This window comes from Pseudomonas typographi (assembly GCF_014694385.1).
Lineage (GTDB): Bacteria > Pseudomonadota > Gammaproteobacteria > Pseudomonadales > Pseudomonadaceae > Aquipseudomonas > Aquipseudomonas typographi.
Window position 1 is genome coordinate 123,536 of record NZ_JAAOCA010000008.1, and the last position, 18,195, is coordinate 141,730.

18 protein-coding genes are annotated in these 18,195 nt (G+C 60.5%); 12 read left to right on the top strand and 6 right to left on the bottom strand.

Translation table 11 applies throughout. The annotated features are described in order from the left end of the window. The first annotated feature begins 19 nt into the window (after window positions 1–19). The 7 genes from HAQ05_RS08365 (at window position 20) to HAQ05_RS08395 (ending at window position 6,907) form a co-directional block, all read left to right on the top strand. Window positions 20–1,186 (top strand): LLM class flavin-dependent oxidoreductase, encoded by a 1,167-nt coding sequence (locus tag HAQ05_RS08365; RefSeq protein WP_190419320.1) that lies wholly within the window; start codon window positions 20–22, stop codon window positions 1,184–1,186. 19 nt (window positions 1,187–1,205) lie between these two features. After that, window positions 1,206–2,258 carry an ABC transporter substrate-binding protein gene (locus tag HAQ05_RS08370; protein ID WP_190419322.1) on the top strand — a complete coding sequence of 351 codons (1,053 nt, stop codon included), beginning with the start codon at window positions 1,206–1,208 and terminating at the stop codon, window positions 2,256–2,258. An 86-nt stretch (window positions 2,259–2,344) separates the two neighbouring features. Continuing rightward, window positions 2,345–3,400, top strand: a complete 1,056-nt coding sequence (locus HAQ05_RS08375) for an ABC transporter substrate-binding protein (RefSeq protein WP_190419324.1) — start codon at window positions 2,345–2,347, stop codon at window positions 3,398–3,400. After that, entirely contained in the window at window positions 3,387–4,565 is a 1,179-nt protein-coding gene (locus HAQ05_RS08380; protein ID WP_190419326.1) for an MFS transporter, read from the top strand. Before HAQ05_RS08375 ends, HAQ05_RS08380 begins: the two co-directional genes overlap by 14 nt. A 1-nt stretch (window position 4,566) precedes the next feature. Further along, window positions 4,567–5,328, top strand: coding sequence for an ABC transporter permease (locus HAQ05_RS08385; RefSeq protein WP_190419328.1), 762 nt, complete (start codon window positions 4,567–4,569; stop codon window positions 5,326–5,328). Beyond that, a complete protein-coding gene (locus HAQ05_RS08390) occupies window positions 5,325–6,098 on the top strand; it encodes an ABC transporter permease (protein WP_190419330.1) in 774 nt (257 codons plus the stop codon). The genes HAQ05_RS08385 and HAQ05_RS08390 overlap by 4 nt, the downstream gene beginning before the upstream one ends. A gap of 8 nt (window positions 6,099–6,106) precedes the next feature. After that, window positions 6,107–6,907, top strand: a complete 801-nt coding sequence (locus HAQ05_RS08395) for an ABC transporter ATP-binding protein (RefSeq protein WP_190419332.1) — start codon at window positions 6,107–6,109, stop codon at window positions 6,905–6,907. A gap of 79 nt (window positions 6,908–6,986) precedes the next feature. Here HAQ05_RS08395 and HAQ05_RS08400 read toward each other — a convergent pair whose 3' ends face one another. The 3 genes from HAQ05_RS08400 to HAQ05_RS08410 all read right to left on the bottom strand — a co-directional run bounded on the left by HAQ05_RS08400 (window position 6,987) and on the right by HAQ05_RS08410 (window position 9,667). Beyond that, the gene (locus tag HAQ05_RS08400; protein ID WP_190419334.1) at window positions 6,987–7,910 is read right to left on the bottom strand and encodes a MetQ/NlpA family ABC transporter substrate-binding protein; all 924 of its coding nucleotides are present in this window, start codon (window positions 7,908–7,910) and stop codon (window positions 6,987–6,989) included. Between the two features lie 65 nt (window positions 7,911–7,975). Next, window positions 7,976–8,644 (bottom strand): methionine ABC transporter permease, encoded by a 669-nt coding sequence (locus tag HAQ05_RS08405; RefSeq protein WP_190419336.1) that lies wholly within the window; start codon window positions 8,642–8,644, stop codon window positions 7,976–7,978. Window positions 8,645–8,662: 18 nt separating this feature from the next. Beyond that, window positions 8,663–9,667 carry a methionine ABC transporter ATP-binding protein gene (locus HAQ05_RS08410; protein ID WP_190419338.1) on the bottom strand — a complete coding sequence of 335 codons (1,005 nt, stop codon included), beginning with the start codon at window positions 9,665–9,667 and terminating at the stop codon, window positions 8,663–8,665. A 485-nt stretch (window positions 9,668–10,152) separates the two neighbouring features. On the opposite strand from HAQ05_RS08410, the gene HAQ05_RS08415 reads away from it, so the two are divergent. From HAQ05_RS08415 to HAQ05_RS08430, 4 genes are all read left to right on the top strand, one after another. Then, on the top strand, window positions 10,153–10,617 hold the full coding sequence (locus tag HAQ05_RS08415; RefSeq protein WP_190419340.1) for a MarR family winged helix-turn-helix transcriptional regulator: 465 nt from the start codon (window positions 10,153–10,155) through the stop codon (window positions 10,615–10,617). Further along, window positions 10,617–12,659: an FUSC family protein gene (locus HAQ05_RS08420; protein WP_190419342.1), complete on the top strand. Its 2,043-nt coding sequence runs from the start codon at window positions 10,617–10,619 to the stop codon at window positions 12,657–12,659. Before HAQ05_RS08415 ends, HAQ05_RS08420 begins: the two co-directional genes overlap by 1 nt. Window positions 12,660–12,848: 189 nt before the next feature. Continuing rightward, a complete protein-coding gene (locus HAQ05_RS08425; RefSeq protein WP_190419343.1) occupies window positions 12,849–13,340 on the top strand; it encodes a CesT family type III secretion system chaperone in 492 nt (163 codons plus the stop codon). Between the two features lie 244 nt (window positions 13,341–13,584). Continuing rightward, entirely contained in the window at window positions 13,585–15,504 is a 1,920-nt protein-coding gene (locus HAQ05_RS08430; protein ID WP_190419345.1) for a type III effector, read from the top strand. Between the two features lie 133 nt (window positions 15,505–15,637). Here HAQ05_RS08430 and HAQ05_RS08435 read toward each other — a convergent pair whose 3' ends face one another. Continuing rightward, entirely contained in the window at window positions 15,638–15,796 is a 159-nt protein-coding gene (locus HAQ05_RS08435; RefSeq protein WP_190419347.1) for a helix-turn-helix domain-containing protein, read from the bottom strand. Window positions 15,797–15,837: 41 nt separating this feature from the next. Between HAQ05_RS08435 and HAQ05_RS29410 the strand changes: the two genes are divergently transcribed. Then, window positions 15,838–15,945: a TetR/AcrR family transcriptional regulator C-terminal domain-containing protein gene (locus tag HAQ05_RS29410; RefSeq protein WP_190419349.1), complete on the top strand. Its 108-nt coding sequence runs from the start codon at window positions 15,838–15,840 to the stop codon at window positions 15,943–15,945. Here the strand turns inward: HAQ05_RS29410 and HAQ05_RS08445 are convergent. Then, complete coding sequence (locus HAQ05_RS08445) at window positions 15,933–17,114, bottom strand: MFS transporter (protein ID WP_190419452.1); 1,182 nt, start codon at window positions 17,112–17,114, stop codon at window positions 15,933–15,935. The two genes, HAQ05_RS29410 and HAQ05_RS08445, sit on opposite strands and share 13 nt — an antisense overlap. 50 nt (window positions 17,115–17,164) lie before the next feature. Continuing rightward, window positions 17,165–18,157, bottom strand: coding sequence for a SphA family protein (locus tag HAQ05_RS08450; RefSeq protein ID WP_190419352.1), 993 nt, complete (start codon window positions 18,155–18,157; stop codon window positions 17,165–17,167). Between the last annotated feature and the right edge of the window lie 38 nt (window positions 18,158–18,195).

The window sequence follows — 18,195 nt, forward strand, 5'->3', positions numbered from 1 at the left end:
AGACTGCTGGAGGACGATCATGAGTACCGAGTTTTTCTGGCGCTTACCCTTGGGAAGCGACGGGCCGTACCTGGCCACCGACAAGAACAACCGCGGCGCAGCGTTTCACCAGCCTGGGCATATTGCCCCCGGCCGCTTGCCCAACGGCGAGCCGGACGGCTTCACGTATATCGACTACATTGCCCAAGTTGCCAAGGCTGCCGAAATCGCAGGCTTCGAAGGGGCGCTGTTGCCCACCGGGCCAGAGCCCTGGATCGCTGCCGCGGCACTGGCCCGCGAAACCCGGCGGATCAAGTTCTTGATCGCGTTCCAGGCCACCTGGACACTGCCGGCCTATGCGGCGCAACAGGCGGCGATATTGCAGCAACTGAGCCATGGCCGGCTCGACTGGAACATCATCACCGGCGGCAACCCGGCCGCCCAGCGCGCCCAGGGCGACTTTCTCGACCACGACAAGCGCTACCAACGCACTGGCGAATTCCTCGACATCATCGATGGGCTGTGGCGCCATGAGCGTTTCAGTTACCAGGGCGAGATCTACCAACTGGAAAACGGCGGGCTGCCGCCCAGCCTTCGCCACGAACGCAAGCCGGGGGTGTACTTCTCGGGGTTCTCCGAGGCCGCCCTGGATGTGGCGGCGCGGCACGCCGACGTGTACCTGAACTGGGCTGAACCGGTAGAAAAACTGCGCCCGCACATCGAGCGCGTGCGCGAGCTGGCCGATAAGCAAGGGCGCCAGGTGCGGTTCGGCATCCGCATCGACCTGTTTGCCCGGGAAACCGAAGAAGCCGCCTGGGGCGAGCTGCGCCGGCAATACGAACGCATCGATGCACAAACCAGCGCGTCGATCCAGCATTTCGCCAGCGGCTCCGATTCGGTGGGTGCCGCACGGCAAACCGCATACCACCGGGGCGTGGAGCGTTTCGAAGACCTGATCATCGCGCCCAACCTCTGGGCGGGTTTCGGCAAGGCCAAGCCTGGCCCGACCATCGGCTTGGTCGGCAGCCACCAGAACGTTGCCGAGCGCCTTGCCGAATACCGCGACGCCGGTTTTTCGACCTTCATCCTGGCCGGCAACCCCCACCTGGAAGAAGCGCTGCGCATCGGCCAGGAGGTGCTACCGCTGGTCCATGGCCGTGACCGTTCGCACGCACACACCCCCTTGGCGCTGCAACGCGGCGCCTGAACCTTCAAGGAGCTTCCCCATGAGTCAACCGCTCGATACGCTCTGGTACACCCGTTGCCCGGTACCCACCGGCCTCGGCATCGCCGTACAAAAAGGCTGGCTGGAGCAGTCGCTGAGTCACCAGGGCACTCTCATCAACTCGTTGCGCGATTCGGCCGACCAGGCGGTGCGTGAATCGCATTTCGACCATAGCCTGCAGAATTCGGTGCGCCACGGCGGCAGCATCCCGGCCGTATGGGCGCGTGCCAGCGGCCGCCAAACACGGGTAATCGGCTTGTCGTGGGCCGACGAAGTGCAGTTGATCCTGACCCGCCCCGACACCGGCATCCGCGAGGTAAAAGACCTCAAGGGGCGCCGCTTCGGCGTGCCGGACTGGGCCCAGGCACAGATCGACTTCACCCGTGCCCAAGCCATCCGCGGCCTTGAAAACGCGCTAAAGCTCGAAGGCCTGGAAGTCAAGGATGTGGAACTGGTGAACTACCACCACGGTGGCACCTTCAGCGACACCGCGCCCGCCGAAACCGCCGGCGTTAGCGCCTTCAGCCCGCGCCGCGCCGGTGGCCAGAATGGCGAGCTGACCGGGCTGCTGCGCGGTGAGGTGGATGCGATTTTCCTAAAGGGTGCCCATGCTGTGCAATTGGCTCACCAATTCGGCTTGCACACGGTGATCGACACCGGCTCGCACCCGGACCCGTTGATTCGCTCGAACAACGGCACGCCACGCACGCTCACCGTCGACCAGCACCTGCTCGACCATCACTTCGATGCGGCGGTGGCGATTTTGGCCGCTGTGCAGCAGGCTGAACAATGGGCCTGGGCGCACCCGGAAGACACCCGCCGCTACCTGGCGCGTGAGGCCAACAGCAGTGAATACTGGGTGATCCAAGCTTACGGCGAAGACGCCCATCAGCGCCTGCGCACCCAATTGGAACCGCGCTCGATCGAGGCCCTGCAGGACTTCACCCACTTCCTGCACCGCTGGGGCTTCACCCCGGGGCCGGTGGCGGTAAATGATTGGATCGACCCGCGCCCGCTCGAAGCGTTGCAAAGCGCCGCCGCCCGCGCCAGTTAGTGAAGGGTTGAACACCCTACACTCACCGAAAGCCCCCGGCCCATCCGGGGGCCGCCCCGCCGATCGCGAGAGGAATTTTGCCCGCAATGAACACCCCGCTCGATACCCTCTGGTACACCCATAGCCCGGTGCCCACGGGGCTTGGTATTGCCGTCGAATCCGGCCGCTTGGCCGAAGCGTTCCGCCCTTACGGCACGCGCATCCAAGGGCTGCGAGAATCCTCCGACCGCGAGGTGCGCGAAGCGCATTTCGACCATCACTTGCCCAACTCGGTGCGCCACGGCGGGAACATCCCATCGATCTGGGCCAAGGCCAGCGGCCGTGCCACTCGGGTATTGGGCTTGTCGTGGAGCGACGAAGTGCAGTTGATCGTGTCGAGCCCCGAAAGCCCGGTGCGTAGCATCCGTGACTTGCGCAACCGCCGGTTCGGCGTGCCGCTGTGGGCCAATGTTCAAATCGACTTCACCCGCGCCCAGGCCATCCGCGGCCTGGAAAATGCCCTGAGCCTTGAGGGCTTGGCTGTCTCGGATGTGGAACTGGTCGACTACCCCTATGGCGGCACCTACAGCGACGACCCGGTGCGCCACGTCCATGGCGCCCAGGTGATGCTCGAAGGCAACCGCGCGCGCCGGCGCAACAACGAGTTGATTGGCCTGCTGCGCGGCGATATCGATGCGATCTTCCTTAAAGGCGCCCACGGCCTGCAATTGGCCGACGAATTCGGCCTGCACGTAGTGGTGGATGTGGGCTCGCACCCCGATCCGCTGATACGTGCCAACATCGGTACTCCGCGTACGCTCACGGTCGATCAACACCTGCTCGACCATCATTTCGACGCCGCCGTACTGATCGTTGAAACCGTACTGCGTGCCGAACAGTGGGCCTGGGCGCACCCGGAAGACACGCGGCGGTTCCTCGCTCGCGAATTGAACACCAGCGAATACTGGGTAGCAGCGGCTTACGGCGAAGACGCGCACATGCGCCTGCAGACCAACCTCGCCGAGCGCTCCGTGGCCGCGCTACAAGACCTCACCGATTTTCTTGAGCGCTGGCGCTTCATTCCCGCGCGCTTCGATGTACGCCAGTGGATAGAGCCGAGCGCGCTGGGGCATTTGCTGGAGAAATTCAATGTCGCCATCTAGGGCATTCTTGCCCGGCTTCATGATACTCACCCTGCTAAGCGGCTCCACCATTGGCATGGCCAAGATCGTGACCACGCTGTATGCCATCGACTTGGGCGCTACCCCGCTGCAATTGGGCGTGATCGGCGCCATGGAATCCTTAGGGATGCTCCTGCTGACGCTTCCGGCCGGCGTGTTCATCGCCCGCTACGGCGCACGCCGGGTGTACTTCCTGGCGAGCTTGGGGCCGATGCTGCTGAACCTGGCCATCCCGTTGTTTAGCGGGTGGGTGTGGCTGGCGATGTTTCGGCTGTTGATCGGGCTGTGCATTCCGTTTCGGATGGTGGCCATGAGCAGCGCCTTCCTCGACCGCCTGCGCCACATTGGCAATGCCAAGGCTGGCTGGTATCGCGCTGCCCTGACCTTGGGCATGGGGTTGCTCGGCCCTTTACTAGGCAGCGGCCTCAGTGCCCAAGTAGGTTTTGCCGGGTGCTTTGCAACCATTGGCATGTGCTTCGGCGCCATGGCGTTCAGCAGCTTGGGCTTTTGGCGCGACGCTGCCCCAAAACCCGCCGCGGCAGGCAGCGCATCGGGCGCTTCGCTGTGGGCTTTGCTTAACGACCGGGTGGTCAGCCAGAGCTGCCTGGTCGAAATGCTCTGTGGCGCCACCCATGCGCTGTTCAGCACCTTCATCATCCTCTTGGCCATCACCCGGGCCGGGGTTTCACAGCCGTGGGCAGCCTCGTTGTTGATGGTGCAGGGCGCCGCGTTGGTGGTGGTGTTATTGGGCCTTGGGCGGGCCGTTCAACGGCTGGGTACACGGTCTACCTATCTGTTCGCGATGGTCTCAGCGCTGGCGGCCCTGCTGCTGCTGGGCCTGGGCAGCGGCTATAGCGTTTACGCGCTCGGGGCCGTGTTATTGAGCGTGGCCATGGCCCTGCTACACCTGCTGAACATGGCCCAGCTAGGTGCCCAGCCCATGGACAAAGGGCGTATCGGCGGCCTGTTCAATTTAGCCGGGTTGTTGGGTAGCTGCGCCAGTGCCTTGCTCGGCGGCGCGGTCGCGCAACGGCTGGGCATCGCTAATGTGTTTCTCGCCTGGATCGCACCGCTGGTACTGGCCGGTGGGTTTGGTTGGTTACGCCACCTGCGCGCGGCCCCAGGCCTACAAGCGATGGAGCATTGACATGCGACGAGCGTTCAACGGGCAACCACTGCTGTGGCTACTGTCGCCGGCGGCGTTGCTGTTGGCCTGGGCGTTGGCCGCCAACAGCGGGGCGTTCCCCGTGCAGTTGTTGGTACCGCCGCAAGCCGTGTACCACAGTTTCACCGAACTGCTGGTCAGCGGGGAATTGCGCGAGCATTTGGTGGCCAGCCTTTCGCGGCTGGGCCTGGGCTTTGGCATCGGTGCGGTGGCCGGCATGGCGTTCGGCACCGCCATGGCGTTGTCGCGTAACGTCGAAGCGTTTTGCGGCCCGCTGTTTCACTGCGTGCGGCAGATCCCATCGATCGCCCTGATCCCGATGTTCATTCTGTTCTTCGGCGTGGACGACGTATTCAAGGTACTGATCGTCACCAAAGCGGCGTTCTTTCCAGTGGCACTGGCCGCCTGTGAAGGGGTGCGTGCCATCCCCCGCGCTTATTTCGAAGTGGCCTCGCTGTATCGCCTGCCGCTGCGCAGTTTGCTCACCGAGGTCGCCTTGCCGGCGGCGGCACCCACGTTGCTCACTGGGCTGCGCATCGGCTTGAGCCGGGCATGGATGGTGCTGGTGGCCACAGAGTTACTCGCCGGCGACATTGGCTTGGGGCAATTGATCGAGATGAGCCGGCAAATGCTGCGCATCGACCTGGTGATGGTAGGCGTGCTGTTGATCGGCCTGATCGGCTTCTGCCTTGAGGGTGGTTTTCACCTTTTAGAAAAGCGCCTGCTGCGTTGGAAGCCGCTATGAGCACATTCAAGAAATGCTGCGCCGGGTTACGCGGGCTGGCCTCACCGTTGCTGTTGGTCGCCGCCTGGGAAGCCGCCTCGCGCCAGGATGCCAGCCATGCCTACGCCTTCGCTTCGCTGGCCAGCATCGGCGCCGGGTTGCGAGAGTTGAGCGGCTCGGGCGAGTTGTGGCTGAGCGCGCTGGCAAGCTTGCAACGCACCTGCCTTGGCCTGCTCTACGGCGCCTCCCTCGGCACCCTGCTTGGCGCCGGCATGGCGTTGTCGCCGCTGGCCGCACGGCTGGTCGGGCCGCTGTTCCATAGCCTGCGGCAAGTACCAATTCTAGGCTTGATACCATTGTTGGCGCTGTGGTTCGGCAGCGGCGAAGGCACCAAGGTGCTGATCGTCGCCCTGGCGGCCTTTTACCCGATGGCGCTCAATGCGGTGGAGGGGTTCAGCCAGGTCGACCCACGCTATCGCGAAGTTGGCCGGCTTTTTGGGCTCGGGCCTTGGCAACACTGTTGGCATGTGCTGCTGCCCAGCGCCCTGCCCAGCTTATTCAACGGCCTATTGCATGCCTTGGCATTCGCCTGGGTCAGCTCTGTGGGCTGCGAACTGTTTCTATCCACCGGCGTGGGCCTGGGCAACATGATGATGAACGCAGAGGCAGGCGCACGCATGGACATCATCGTGATCGGCGTACTGTGCATTGGCTTGCTCGGCTACGCCATGAACCTGTTGTTTTCCCGCCTGAGCCAGCGCTTGCTGCGCTGGCGCCCGCTTCGTCGCTAGGTGTATCCATGACAGCCATCGCCCCTCCCATACCCCCCTTGGCCCTCGACACGCCCGGAGCATTGAGCATACGTGGGCTGAACAAGCACTACCCCATCGACGGGCGCCGCCTGCCAGTGCTGCAACACATCGACCTGCAGGTACAGCCCGGCGAGTTCATCGCCATCGTAGGCGCCAGCGGCTGCGGTAAATCCACCCTGCTGCGGCTGATCGCTGGCCTTGAAACGGATTACGAGGGCCAGATGCAACTGGACGGCAAGCCGATCAGGGGCCCCAGCCTGGACCGCGGCATGGTATTTCAGGATCACCGGCTATTCCCCTGGAAGACCGTATTCGACAACATCGCCTTGGCGCTGAAGCACTCCCGGCTGGATAAGGCGCACGTCGCTGCACGGGTGAACGAACACATCGCGCTGGTGGGCTTGCAGGGGTTCGAACACGCTTACCCGCACCAACTGTCCGGTGGCATGGCCCAGCGCGCCGCCATCGCCAGGGCTTTGATCACCCAACCTAAGCTGCTGTTGCTCGATGAGCCGTTCGGGGCGCTCGATGCGCTGACCCGGGTACGTATGCAGCAAGAGCTGCAACGGCTGTGGATACAGCAGCGCAGCACCATGATCATGGTCACGCACGATGTCGAAGAGGCGCTGTACCTGGGCGATCGGGTCATCGTGCTGGAGCCACGGCCCGGCCGTATCCGCCACGTGATCGAGGTAGGCTTGGCGCACCCGCGCGAACGCAACGCTGCGCGGTTGCAATCGTTGCGCCAGGAGATACTGGGGCAGTTGCTAAGCCAGGCCGGGCACTGACCCCGGCCGCCGGTGAGGGGTGGCAGGTAAAAGTGGGCTGAGGCTACCGCCCGCCGGCCCCCCCTAAAAAACTTACCGGTTACCGAATGATTCTTTGGTCGGCAACGACAAACCCATGGTAGTTATCGTCGATGAATTTTTTCACTTCAGGGCCAGTCAAGTAGCGCGCCAGCAGCGTCACCCGGTCGTCATCCAGCAGGTTATTGCGCGTATAGATGAGGTTAGCGTAGGGGTTGTCTGCTGCCTGCTCCTTGACCAGTGCCCGGGACGGGTCCACGCCGTTGGAAAGGGCCACATCGCCGTTGATGAAGCTGGCGTCAGCGTCAGGCAACGCTTTGGCACGCAACACGGTGTCTGTGGGCACCAATTTAAGATGCTTGGGGTTGTCGATGATCGACTTTTCGCTCACGGCAATAGCGGCCGGCGAGCTGTCCAGCTTATCGACGTTCAACTTGATCAGCTTGAGGTCTTGCAAAATGAACAAGGCACGCGGCAAGTTGGTTTGCTCATTGGGGATCAAGATCTGAGCGCCCTCGGGCAATGCTTGCGCGGATGTGTATTTTTCAGAATATAGGCCAAAGGCGTTGACCAACACCGCCGCTTTACCGTCGAAGTTATTCAACGCCGGATGGGCCGCTTTCCAGGCGTTGACGTAGGGCTGGTGGCCGGTAAAGGTGACATCGGTATCGCCGTTGGCCAGCAGCTCATAAGCATCGAGCGCACCGCTGCCGCCACTGGTGGTCAGTTGCAGTTTAAGGCCTGCCCCATCGGCATCGGCCAGTGCCTGCACGTACTTGATGACATCGCCTTGGGGCGAGGCGGTCGCGTATACCTTCAGAGGGGTGCTTGATACGGTGGTGCCCTTGTTCAACGTAGCCGCCGTTTGGCTTGCACCGGGCCCTTTCGATGGGTTCTGGCCAGCGCCGGTGAACCATGCCACTGCCAGCGCCGCGCCAATGGCGATAACGGCAATTCCGGCCGCTTTAGCGTTTATGTTGTTCATCCCCTACCCTTCAATGCCAGTGAAAACTTATTGACCGCCGATGTTCTCTTGCTTTGGATAAATACCTAGCGCTTATGCTTTCTCGCCCGGATCCAAACATCACCGGTAAGTTGGATCAATTGCACGATAATGACCATGGCCAACACCGAGATAAACATCAGCTCCCCATAAAAGCGCTGGTAGCCAAATTCGATGGCAAAGTCCCCCACCCCACCCGCGCCTACCGCACCGGCCACCGCGGTGCCCTCTACGGTGCCCACGAGAATAATCGTGATTGCGTTCAATAACCCCGAGAACGATTCCGGCAACAGCACCCTGAATACGAACTGGGTTTTGCTCACGCCCATCGTGCGCGCGGCGTCGATACGGCCTTGGTCAAGTTCCCTCAATGCCGCTTCGACCAACCGGGAAAAAAATGGGCTGAACCCTAACACCAACGGAATGATCGCCGCAGCGGGGCCTAACGTGGTGCCGACCAGCGCCCGGGTGATGGGGATAAGCAGCACGATAAGAATCAAAAACGGAATGGAACGCCCCATATTCACTACGGTGGTCAGCAAGTAATAAAACACCGGCTTAGGCGAAAGGGAGTGCGGTGCGGTCAGGTACAGCGTGGTGCCAACGGCCAAACCGACAATAATGATACAAGGGCCGGCAATGGCGACCATGTAGAGCGTTTGAGCTAAGGCCAGCCAAAAGTCTGGAAGGTACGTTTGCCAACTGAGGGTGTTCATGGCATGCCCCAAAAGGGTTTAGAGGGTGACCGCACTCATGGCCTCGGCGAGCAACCGTTTAACCTGCTCAACGTCGACCATCGCCGGCGGGTGGCGCGGCCGAAACCTGACTTTGAACCGAGCAATCGGCCGCTTGCCTACGTTGTCTACCCGGCCAGACAAAATCGAGAAATCCATACTCAGTGCATTGGCCACCTTGGCCAGCAGGTCCGTCTGCGTTTCAGGGTTTTCGAAAATCAGGTCGAGGGTATCCGGGCCTTTCTGCCAGGCCGCGTCCCCGTTCAGCGGCAGAATGTGATCTTTGAGCACCGAGCGCTCGCGCTGGATAACCTCCCGCAGCAAACCGGCTTCGGTCACCTTTCCGTGTTCGAGCAGCACCGCCGCATCGCACGCATAGCGAATCACCTCCCAGGAATGGGTAATCAGGATCACGGTAAAGCCATACAACTGCTTCAATTCGGCCAACAGGTCGAGAATCGTCTGGGTTGTCTGTGAGTCCAGTGCGCTGGTCGCCTCATCGCACAGCAAAACCTCCGGGCGGGTGATCAACGCCCGGGCGATACCAACACGTTGCTTTTGGCCACCCGACAATTGCGACGGATAATGACCCTCACGCCCTTCCAGGCCCACCCGGTTGATCAGCGCCCGTGCCCGTTCGGCCCTTTCCTTGAATGGCACGCCCCGAATTGCCAGCGGGAACGTGATGTTGTCAAACACCGTCTTGCCATGGAACAGGTTGAAATGCTGAAAAATAGTGGCCACTTTCGAAAGGTATTCCCGCTGCCCTTTCGCATTCAGCTCGGCCAAGTTGCGACCATTAAACTCGATGGTACCCGACGACGGTGTGTCCAATAAGTTGAGCACACGTAACAAGGTACTTTTGCCCGCCCCTGACGTACCCACAATGCCCAAAAAAGAACCGCGGGCGACGTCCAGATCTACGCCATCGAGTGCTAGAACGGGTGCGGCGTTATCATCGAATAGCTTGGTGACGCGTGACAGGCGGAAAATCGGCTCATTCATTCATTTATCCTTTCAACCACGCGCCTTCGCCTGCATTCAGCCACGCCTGCGCATTGCAGGCCGGCCAACTAACAATTCAGCCTGCCGAACAGTGGCCGGGTATGTGAAGCGTACCCAGCCTCTCCACACTGCTGCCAAGTTTACATACCTACAAACGGATAAATAACCAAGCGGCCAGAGCATAGGGGGGTTCTATTACAACACCAACGAATGATTAGAAATATTCTTATAACAAACTAATGGTTGTTATATACGGCCCAGTCAGCCTCGCGGGGCGAAGTGCGCCGCCCATGCCTAGCGCGCCTGGGCCACCCCGGTGTGTGATGCCTCAAAAGTTGACGGCACCGTTTGGGCGGTGCCTTTTGCGCACAGGCGGCGTTGCCACGTCGCGCCGTACCCCTATGGCTCGCCATAGCGGGGCGCTTGATCGCGGCGCCTTTCTCTCGTAAATTAGTTGTGCTTACAACTAATTGGGATGGTGCTTGATGATAGCCCGTGCAGAACTGGAACTGGCCTTTTCCAGCAGCATTGCTCCGCTGGCCCAGTTATGGCGCAGTGCAGCCAACCAGGCGATCCCCGACGCATTGGGGCTTTCCCATTCACTTGCATGGCCGCTGGTGGTCATCGACACCGCCCGCGGTGAAATCAGGCAAAACGATCTCGCCGCGAGATTGGGCATCGAAAAATCCACGGTGGTGAGGCTGGTCGATCAGTTATTCAATGCAGGCTTGGTCATTCGCCAACAGGCGCCGGACGACCGCCGGGCCAATACATTGAAGCTCACCGAGGCCGGGTTGCGTTGGAGCAGAATCCTAGCCCCCGCAGTGGCCAGCTTCCGCCGCGAGGCATTAGCGGGAATTTCGGACGATGAATTGGACACCTGCCTTCAGGTGTTCAACCGGATACGGCAGGCTCAGGAAACAGCTCGCGCCAGTGATGCCGGGGCGTGATGGCATCCATTCGGTGGCCAGGCGGTAAAGCCTGGCTGTATTCGGCGAAAACCTGCGCTGCCGCGTTGCTGGCATTGTTTTTGGCCCTTTATTTAAATCTGGACCGCCCGGGTTGGGCAGTGACCACCGTATTCATTGCGTCGCAGCCGTTCGCCGGTGCCACGCAATCGAAGTCTGTCTATCGGTTTCTAGGGACCTTGATAGGGGCGGTGGCTACCGTGCTGATGGTCCCCAACCTCGTTCAGTCGCCGGAAATGCTAAGCCTTGCCCTTGCGGCGTGGGTTTCGGCTTGCCTTTACCTGTCACTGCAAGACCGCTCGCCGCGCAGCTATGTTTTCATGCTGGCCGGTTACAGTGCCGCCTTCATAGGGTTTCCCAGTGTCGAAACGCCCATTTCCATTTTTGACACTGCCGTGTCCCGGGTCGAGGAGATCATGCTGGGCGTTACCTGCAGCAGCCTTGTGCACGCCATTGTCTTTCCCAACAGCGTGCGCAGTGCGGTTATCCATAGCATCGATGACTGGCTGCGCGATACTCGCCTCTGGTGCGCGCAGGCGCTGGCCTACGTTCCCACCGGCTCGGAGGAAAACCACTCACCGTTGCTGACGCAGGTGGCGGCTTACCCGCTGAACATCGAGATGCTAACCGCGCATATTGCGTTCGAGGGTAACAACGGGCGCCAAACGGCCGATCTGGCCAACGCGCTGTTGCAGCATCTTTCCTTGTTATTGCCGATACTCGCTGCGGTTGAACAGCGGCTGGCTATCGCACGCAGGCAACAGATTCCGATACCGGACAGCCTTGGGGCCGTGTTCGAACACATAGTCGCTTGGCTTAACGCGCCGGGCCTGGCCAAGCCCACGGGTGCGCTGCGCCAAGAACTGCGCAGGGTTGAGGCCGAACTGGGACGCAACGGCGCCAACTGGGACTCACTGTTGTGGTCCAGCACGGTCGCCCGGCTTCACGAACTGTTGAAGGTTATGCAAGCCTGCGAGCATTTACGAGAAAGGCTGGGCGACGGTCGATACGCGAAGCCGCGCAAACGGTTACCGACGGTTCGGCATATCGACAGGGGGCTGGCCGGGTTGTCCGCGATGACCGCTTTTATTTCCGTGCTGGCCGGCTGCGCCTTTTGGATAACCACGGGCTGGCCTGATGGCGCATCGGTGCCGATGATTGCGGCCGTGGCATGCTCGTTCTTTGCCACGCTCGATAGCCCGCTGCCGTCCATGAAGTTGTTTGCCAAGTACGTAGTGGTATCGGTGGTGATCACGCTGATTTATTCATCGTTGATTTTGCCCAGAGCCAACAGTTTTGAAGTGGCCGCCCTGATGCTGGCCCCAGCTTTTCTCGCCTTGGGCCTATTAATGGCGGCGCCCTCTACCACTTTCATTGCCATGGTGCTGTCAACGAATATCGCCACCCTGCTGGGTTTGAGCAATCGATACGCCGGTGATTTCATCGGAACGCTGAACAACGCGGTGGCGACGGTGCTCGGTATTGCCCTCACCATGGTGACCATGTCTATCGTGCGAGCACGCACCCCGGCGTGGACCGGCCAACGGATTCTGCGTGCTGGCCTGCGAGACCTACAAGCGACCCTCGAGGGTGGGCAGGCACCCCATAGCCACCTACAACGCCAAGCGTTCGTGCAGCGCATGCTCGATCGCTTGCATATCCTGATGCCGCGGGTAAAAGCCAATGCCCTGGCCAATGTGGCGCTCGACAGTACGTTGCTGGCCGAACTGAGGCTTGGCGCCAACATCCTGGACCTGCGGCGCAAATGGCAGCAGCTTGCTGTTTCTGACGTAACTACAGGGGTGGGTGTAAATGCCGTGATCGCCGACATTGGCCAATACCTTCGGGTTAGAGCACGCGACCTCAGCGCATCGCCGCCTCGGGTTATTCAACAGCATATCGATGGGCTGTTGGACCATGTTCGAAACGCGTTCCCGCACCACCGTGAATTATTGATACTGCTGGTCAACATTAGGCTGGTCTTGTATCCCCACGAGCCCTGCGAGATTTTGCAGCGCGCCTGAATACATGCGCGGGGCGTATACAACGGCACCGGCCAGTGCTCGCGACCTGAAGAAACGCCCCCTGCCCGCCTGGTTTTCCCGCAGTGGGTGTTTCAAACGTTGGCCCGCGGGAACCGATTCAGAAAACCCGACACTCAGAGTGGCTAGGCTCGAGCTGAGCCCTACAATAATAATGACTGTGAGGTTTTTATGGCTTCCTCTGCTTATTGCACGCTGATCGACCAGTTGTGCGAGCTCACCCTGATACCCAACCCTTCTGCGTTCTATGAACGGGCCAATCTTTCCGTCAAAGAGGTCGACTTCAACCTCACCCATAACCCCGGCGTGGGTGAAGGCGATATTTTCATCTATTGCGGCTTCGGGCCGTTGCCCCGGGGCAACCGGGAAGCTGTGCTCCAACGCCTGCTGGAAACCAACCTATACCTCTTCAGTGGCCCATTCAGCCCTTCGCTGGCTTACAACTCAGAAACGGGGCAAGTCGTATTGACCAGCAACGTCATGGTCGACAACCTCACGGCCGAGCGGTTACTCGGGCTGATGGGTGGCTTAGCCGACATGGCCTTGGTATGGCGAGGCAATCACTTCCTCGACAACGATGCGCGCAGCAAGGCTGCCAAAGCGACCCCAATCCCCCAACCCGGCACGCGCCCTGCCGGGTTGAGCGCCGCGTTCAAGCGCTAGGGAGGCCGCCATGATACCGTCTACCACCGGGCTTCATATCCCCCCCCAGACGCAATTAACGAGCCCCGACCCACGCGACGAAATAACGCCTGTACGGTCGGCGTTGGCCGCACAGGTTCGCCCGTCAACTTCATTGCCGCTGGTGCCACATCATTTCACCCAGGCGGCGACCAACGACGAACAGCAGAGCCTGTTTGAAAGTAAGCGAACACGCTTGAGACAGGACGCCCGGCGGATCGCCAACATGAACATCGATGAAGCCCCCCTGGCCTACGCTCAGCAGCATATGGCGCTGGAAGGTAAGCTGTTGAACATCATCCCGCAGGCCAGTTTCGAAGAGATCCAGCAGCATCTGAATGAACTGGGCCGCCCACCGCACCCAATGCTTTCGGGCGCAGAAGAGAACGATGCGCTGATTGCAGACTTGAACGCCTATATGGCCAAGAGCCCGGAGGCGGCGCAAGCGGACGGGGGGTTCAAGGCCGTCTGGGAAGGGCACTGCGATCGGATCGGTAAGATGCTGGGCGCGTACCATTCGCTTTACACCGAAGCCCGGGCTAGCGCAACGGCGGCCGAGGGCGAGCAGATAGAACGCAGCCAACGCGCGTTCCACAGCTATGCACAAAGTGTGATGGCGCCTATGGTTGAAGAACTACCTGCTCGCTTGGATACGTTCCTGCAAAGCCGTATCGAGCATGCCGCAGCCGCGGCGGCGGATGACACGCTCGCCCCGGCCCAGCGGCAGGTGGCGGCAGACCAAGCCGGCCAATGGCGGGCAGCCAAGCACGAATTTGGGCTTTTCCATGAAGGCCGGGGTGAGGACAACAACCTAAAAGACTCGACGGCCAAGAATGATATTTTGAACACCACGTTGAAGAACGTTGGGCGCGAAGATTACGTGGCCAGCCTCAAAGCCGCCGCCGCCAACCCTGTGGCCGCCGCACGGGTATTTGCCGGCGCGGGCCTTCCCCAAGGCTTCGCCTCCTATTTGCACTTTGGCTATACCCGTTCAGGCGTAGATGCCGCCATGGCAGATAAGAACTTCGCAGCGCATGTGGCGGCCACGTCCGGGGCATTGGGCGCCAGCCATAAGGTGGTCAGCGACGGCCTTCGGCCTTTTGTTCAGTTGGCCGTCGATAAGACTGTTGGCCTGGGCGTCAAAAAAGCCGATGCCCTGTCGGTATACCCCAAGGCGCTGCACGACGTGACCGAGCATGGCCGCAGAGTGCACCGCACTGCCGATCAACGCGAAGCGGTCGACGCCTCGCAGGCAGAGCTGCGTGCAGGGTATCAGCGCGCGCAGAATGCCTGGAACTTCGGCACCGTGAGCGGTGACTTCACGGGCTTCACCGCCTTCGGCGCAGCCCATGCGGTGAGGGATTTGTTGGCCCAATTCACCGCGTTGAATGCCGACAATGTTCATTGGCGGGCTCTTTTTTCCGGCATAGGCGGCACGCTTATGGCCGGTACGCAAGCTACCGCGAAGTACCTGCAAACCCATGGGGATGAACATATCCCGACGCATACACTTACCACGGAAACCAAGGGGTGGGGAGCGTTGGGGGTGGCCGCCGGGAAGGACGCGCTGAAAAAGCTCAATCCGGCTGACCGGGCCGCCCTTTCTGATCTGGCTGGCCGAATTCTGAGCCTGGGCGAAGGGGTAGCGCTCAGCACCGCGTTAAGCCAGGGAACGGCCATAGAGAAAAACAGCCCTTTGCGAGAGAAGCTCGTTCATACACTGGCAACGTATTTCCAATCCGGCCTCACGCTTCAGCCGTTCTTCTCGAACAACCAGGCGCCTGCCGAAGCGGACGCCTTGGCCAAGGCCGAAGGAAAACCGAAAGCGAGCCAAGCGGAGCGCCCTAAGGCGGCGCTGAACAATCTAAGGCATCCCGACAGAGCCTCCCTGCCCCATACTCAAAAACCGGGCTCAAGCGCCCGTGTAGCGGAAAACACAATTCACTTCGCCCGTGGCGCCGTGCAACTAGGGCCCCAGGTGATCATCGGTCTCGCGAATGCGGCCTTCGATGCGGCCAGCGCGCGAGCCGCTAAGAAACAGGCCAGCACAACCGACCCGGCCGGCATCCGAGAACTACGCAACCTGGAGGAAGGCCAGGTTCCTGCCGATAACACTACGGGAGAGCCCAGTACCGAGCCGTCTTGATGTGATGAGCCGCCGCCAAGGCGGCTCTGCGCTCCATATCGCCCGGTGAGGCGGGGCGGGGCGGGAAACGAAAAGCGGTGCAGGGCACCCGGCAAAACGACCGTTCGGGCGCCCCGCGAAGGTGTTCTACTCGTTAACCTATACACATCCTGGCAACCCCGGCACCCCGGTATAAACTGGGCGACACCGCGTGCACCTTTTTGAAGTGCCTGCTGAAGTGCGAGTTACTGCTATAACCCCAGCCCAAGGCTATTTCTGTAACCGACAGGTGGGTTTGTTGAGGGTCGCGCAAAGCCGCCGCATCGCTACTCGCGGCGGCTCAGTGCCTCATTAGTGGCCGAGGAACTGTGGGGGCTCGACCCGCCCCCTCGGGATGACCAAGTCAATGATGCGGTAGGCGCTGCGGTAGCCGCCTTTTTAAGGGCTTATCAACCGGGTTGAGGGGCCAGCCGTGCCCGCACGGGCTGTGCGATACGCCGAAAACGCATTACAACGACAGTGCAGAGCACAAGGCCTAGCAAATAGGCTGCGGCCGCGAGCCACCCCACCGCGCGAAGTTGCCCACCACCGACGGCTAACGCTGCGCCGAATGGGCCGAGCCCCTGGCCAATAAAAATCGCGGCGTTACCTAGGCCGGCCAAACGCCCGGATGGATCTAGCTCGGCCGCCATGGACAGTAGGTAAGGAAGGCTAAAGAACCAGACCATATGGATCAAACAGGCGGTCACGGTAAAAGCGATGGGGCTGCTGCCATACACCATCACGACCGTCGCAATCAGCGCCGTGCCAAAGCTGAGCAATTGTGGAAGTAACAACCCAAGGCGCCGACCGATGACGCCGGCCAGGCCCGCACCCAATGCACCCGCGAGGATGCTCCCGCCCAAAATGGCGCCCACCTGTTGCGGCGCCAGGCCGATGCTTTTCCCGATGCGTTCCTGGTACACCCAGAGTGCGGAATGCCCGAAAAACAACAATGCAAAAAGTATGAACAGCAAGGCCGAGGTCAGGCCAAATGGCTGCGCCTGCAGGGCAGCCGCGCGCTCACCGCCCGGGTAGCCTCTTGGCACCTTCCAGCAGCCCCAAATAGCGAGTGCGCTGGCGCCAGCCAACAGCAAAAATGCGCCGTTCACCCCGTGCCACTTCAGTACCGCCGGCATTGAAGTCACGAGCAGCATGCCCCAAAACAGGTTGCCAATATTAATGACCGCGAACGTCGAATCTTTAGCGGTACGTAACGCCGCGGTAGCATAAACCACCGCCATCAACGCGCCGCCACTGGCACCGCAGAGTGCTCGGCATATCAACAATGGCAGTTGAGCGTACAGCTGGGTGCTCGCAAGGTTACCTAGGGTCAGGCCAAACAAGGCAATCAACGCAAAACGGCGACGGTCTACCCGCGTCATCAGCATCGCACTGAATGCACACGCCACCGCCATGGCAATAAGCTCTGCGGCGAATATGCCACCTATCGCACTGAGCGGCAGACCTAACTGGTCAATAAACGCACCGCCCAGGATCGGTTGAACTTGAAGCGTTCCTAGAGAAACGACCACCATCAGGCACAGGGCCGCCAACGATTTCTTGCTGTCGATTGATGCCAGTGCGTTCATAAGCGTCACCTCGGGGTATAGAACCCTTGCATGTATACGGCCGGTATCGATCAAAAGCTGTGAGCGTACCGAACCTGGATTGCCATATTCGTTCGCGATCGATTCTTAACGTCCACCTCTTTAAAGGTGTTAAGCCAAAACCCTTGTGCTTCGCTGACTTTCCAGAACGCGCCAGGGCCTATGCCCAAGACGGTTTCCCGAGAGCTGGGCAAGCGGCTGCCATTGACTTTGTCATCGGACAGTTGTTTGAAGTAGTAGCCATTAATACCCACTGATAGGTTCGGTATAACCGCGTAGGAAACCGTGAAGTTACTCCATGCGGCCTGGCCGGCCTGGGTATGGCGTACGGGCTGCCCGTTGAAAAACTGGGCTGAACTGCTAGCAGGGTCTTTATTCTTGAAATTATAGAGGTAATGAAGCCGCCCGCTAACTTCCCAGCGCGGTGCGGACATCCAGGTGGCCGCCCAATACGGGTTTAATGAATAGAAATTCGAACCTTGGTTCAAGTCCTTATGCTTGTCGTATTTGCCAGTTGGCAGCACCGTGTCGAACGCTACACGCTGGACGAAAACCGGGCGCCCGTGGCTGTCGACAATCGGATCAAACTGTACCTGGGGCCCTACGGTGATGTCGCCGAGGCCTGTTCCGTTATCTTTGAGCTTGGCACCGTTATCACCAAAATCACCGTCAAGCGATATGATCGGAACCAGTAAGCTCCAGCCCAAATGCGCTCCACCTGCCATCGTGTTCGCAGAGTAGTAGCTCAACTGGTTGATCAAGGTGACGACATTGATTTTCGGGTTATCGAAGGCTTCGTTATTTTTGCCACGGTTATCCTTCATGCTCCTCGCCGTGCTGAACTTCAGGTAGGTCAGATGCGACAGCCCGGGAGGCCCTGCGAAGCCATCGTAAAAGCTGGTGCCGCCGAGGTTGATGCCACTGGGCTCACTCACTGAGGGGGGCGCTGGGCCGTCGGCGGCCTGGGCGGTGAACGATGCGAAGCTGAGTACCAGGCATGCGGGTAGGGATTTGGTCGGACTCATCGAGGTGGCTCTATTCTTGGAATTGTGAGCTAGGGTTT

What these genes read in the sequence shown, in the direction of transcription:
- HAQ05_RS08365 (WP_190419320.1), top strand. Translation starts at nt 20, where the DNA reads ATGAGTACCGAGTTTTTCTGGCGCTTACCCTTGGGAAGCGACGGGCCG.
- HAQ05_RS08370 (WP_190419322.1), top strand. Translation starts at nt 1,206, where the DNA reads ATGAGTCAACCGCTCGATACGCTCTGGTACACCCGTTGCCCGGTACCC.
- HAQ05_RS08375 (WP_190419324.1), top strand. Translation starts at nt 2,345, where the DNA reads ATGAACACCCCGCTCGATACCCTCTGGTACACCCATAGCCCGGTGCCC.
- HAQ05_RS08380 (WP_190419326.1), top strand. Translation starts at nt 3,387, where the DNA reads ATGTCGCCATCTAGGGCATTCTTGCCCGGCTTCATGATACTCACCCTG.
- HAQ05_RS08385 (WP_190419328.1), top strand. Translation starts at nt 4,567, where the DNA reads ATGCGACGAGCGTTCAACGGGCAACCACTGCTGTGGCTACTGTCGCCG.
- HAQ05_RS08390 (WP_190419330.1), top strand. Translation starts at nt 5,325, where the DNA reads ATGAGCACATTCAAGAAATGCTGCGCCGGGTTACGCGGGCTGGCCTCA.
- HAQ05_RS08395 (WP_190419332.1), top strand. Translation starts at nt 6,107, where the DNA reads ATGACAGCCATCGCCCCTCCCATACCCCCCTTGGCCCTCGACACGCCC.
- HAQ05_RS08400 (WP_190419334.1), bottom strand. Translation starts at nt 7,910, where the DNA reads ATGAACAACATAAACGCTAAAGCGGCCGGAATTGCCGTTATCGCCATT.
- HAQ05_RS08405 (WP_190419336.1), bottom strand. Translation starts at nt 8,644, where the DNA reads ATGAACACCCTCAGTTGGCAAACGTACCTTCCAGACTTTTGGCTGGCC.
- HAQ05_RS08410 (WP_190419338.1), bottom strand. Translation starts at nt 9,667, where the DNA reads ATGAATGAGCCGATTTTCCGCCTGTCACGCGTCACCAAGCTATTCGAT.
- HAQ05_RS08415 (WP_190419340.1), top strand. Translation starts at nt 10,153, where the DNA reads ATGATAGCCCGTGCAGAACTGGAACTGGCCTTTTCCAGCAGCATTGCT.
- HAQ05_RS08420 (WP_190419342.1), top strand. Translation starts at nt 10,617, where the DNA reads ATGGCATCCATTCGGTGGCCAGGCGGTAAAGCCTGGCTGTATTCGGCG.
- HAQ05_RS08425 (WP_190419343.1), top strand. Translation starts at nt 12,849, where the DNA reads ATGGCTTCCTCTGCTTATTGCACGCTGATCGACCAGTTGTGCGAGCTC.
- HAQ05_RS08430 (WP_190419345.1), top strand. Translation starts at nt 13,585, where the DNA reads ATGAACATCGATGAAGCCCCCCTGGCCTACGCTCAGCAGCATATGGCG.
- HAQ05_RS08445 (WP_190419452.1), bottom strand. Translation starts at nt 17,114, where the DNA reads ATGAACGCACTGGCATCAATCGACAGCAAGAAATCGTTGGCGGCCCTG.
- HAQ05_RS08450 (WP_190419352.1), bottom strand. Translation starts at nt 18,157, where the DNA reads ATGAGTCCGACCAAATCCCTACCCGCATGCCTGGTACTCAGCTTCGCA.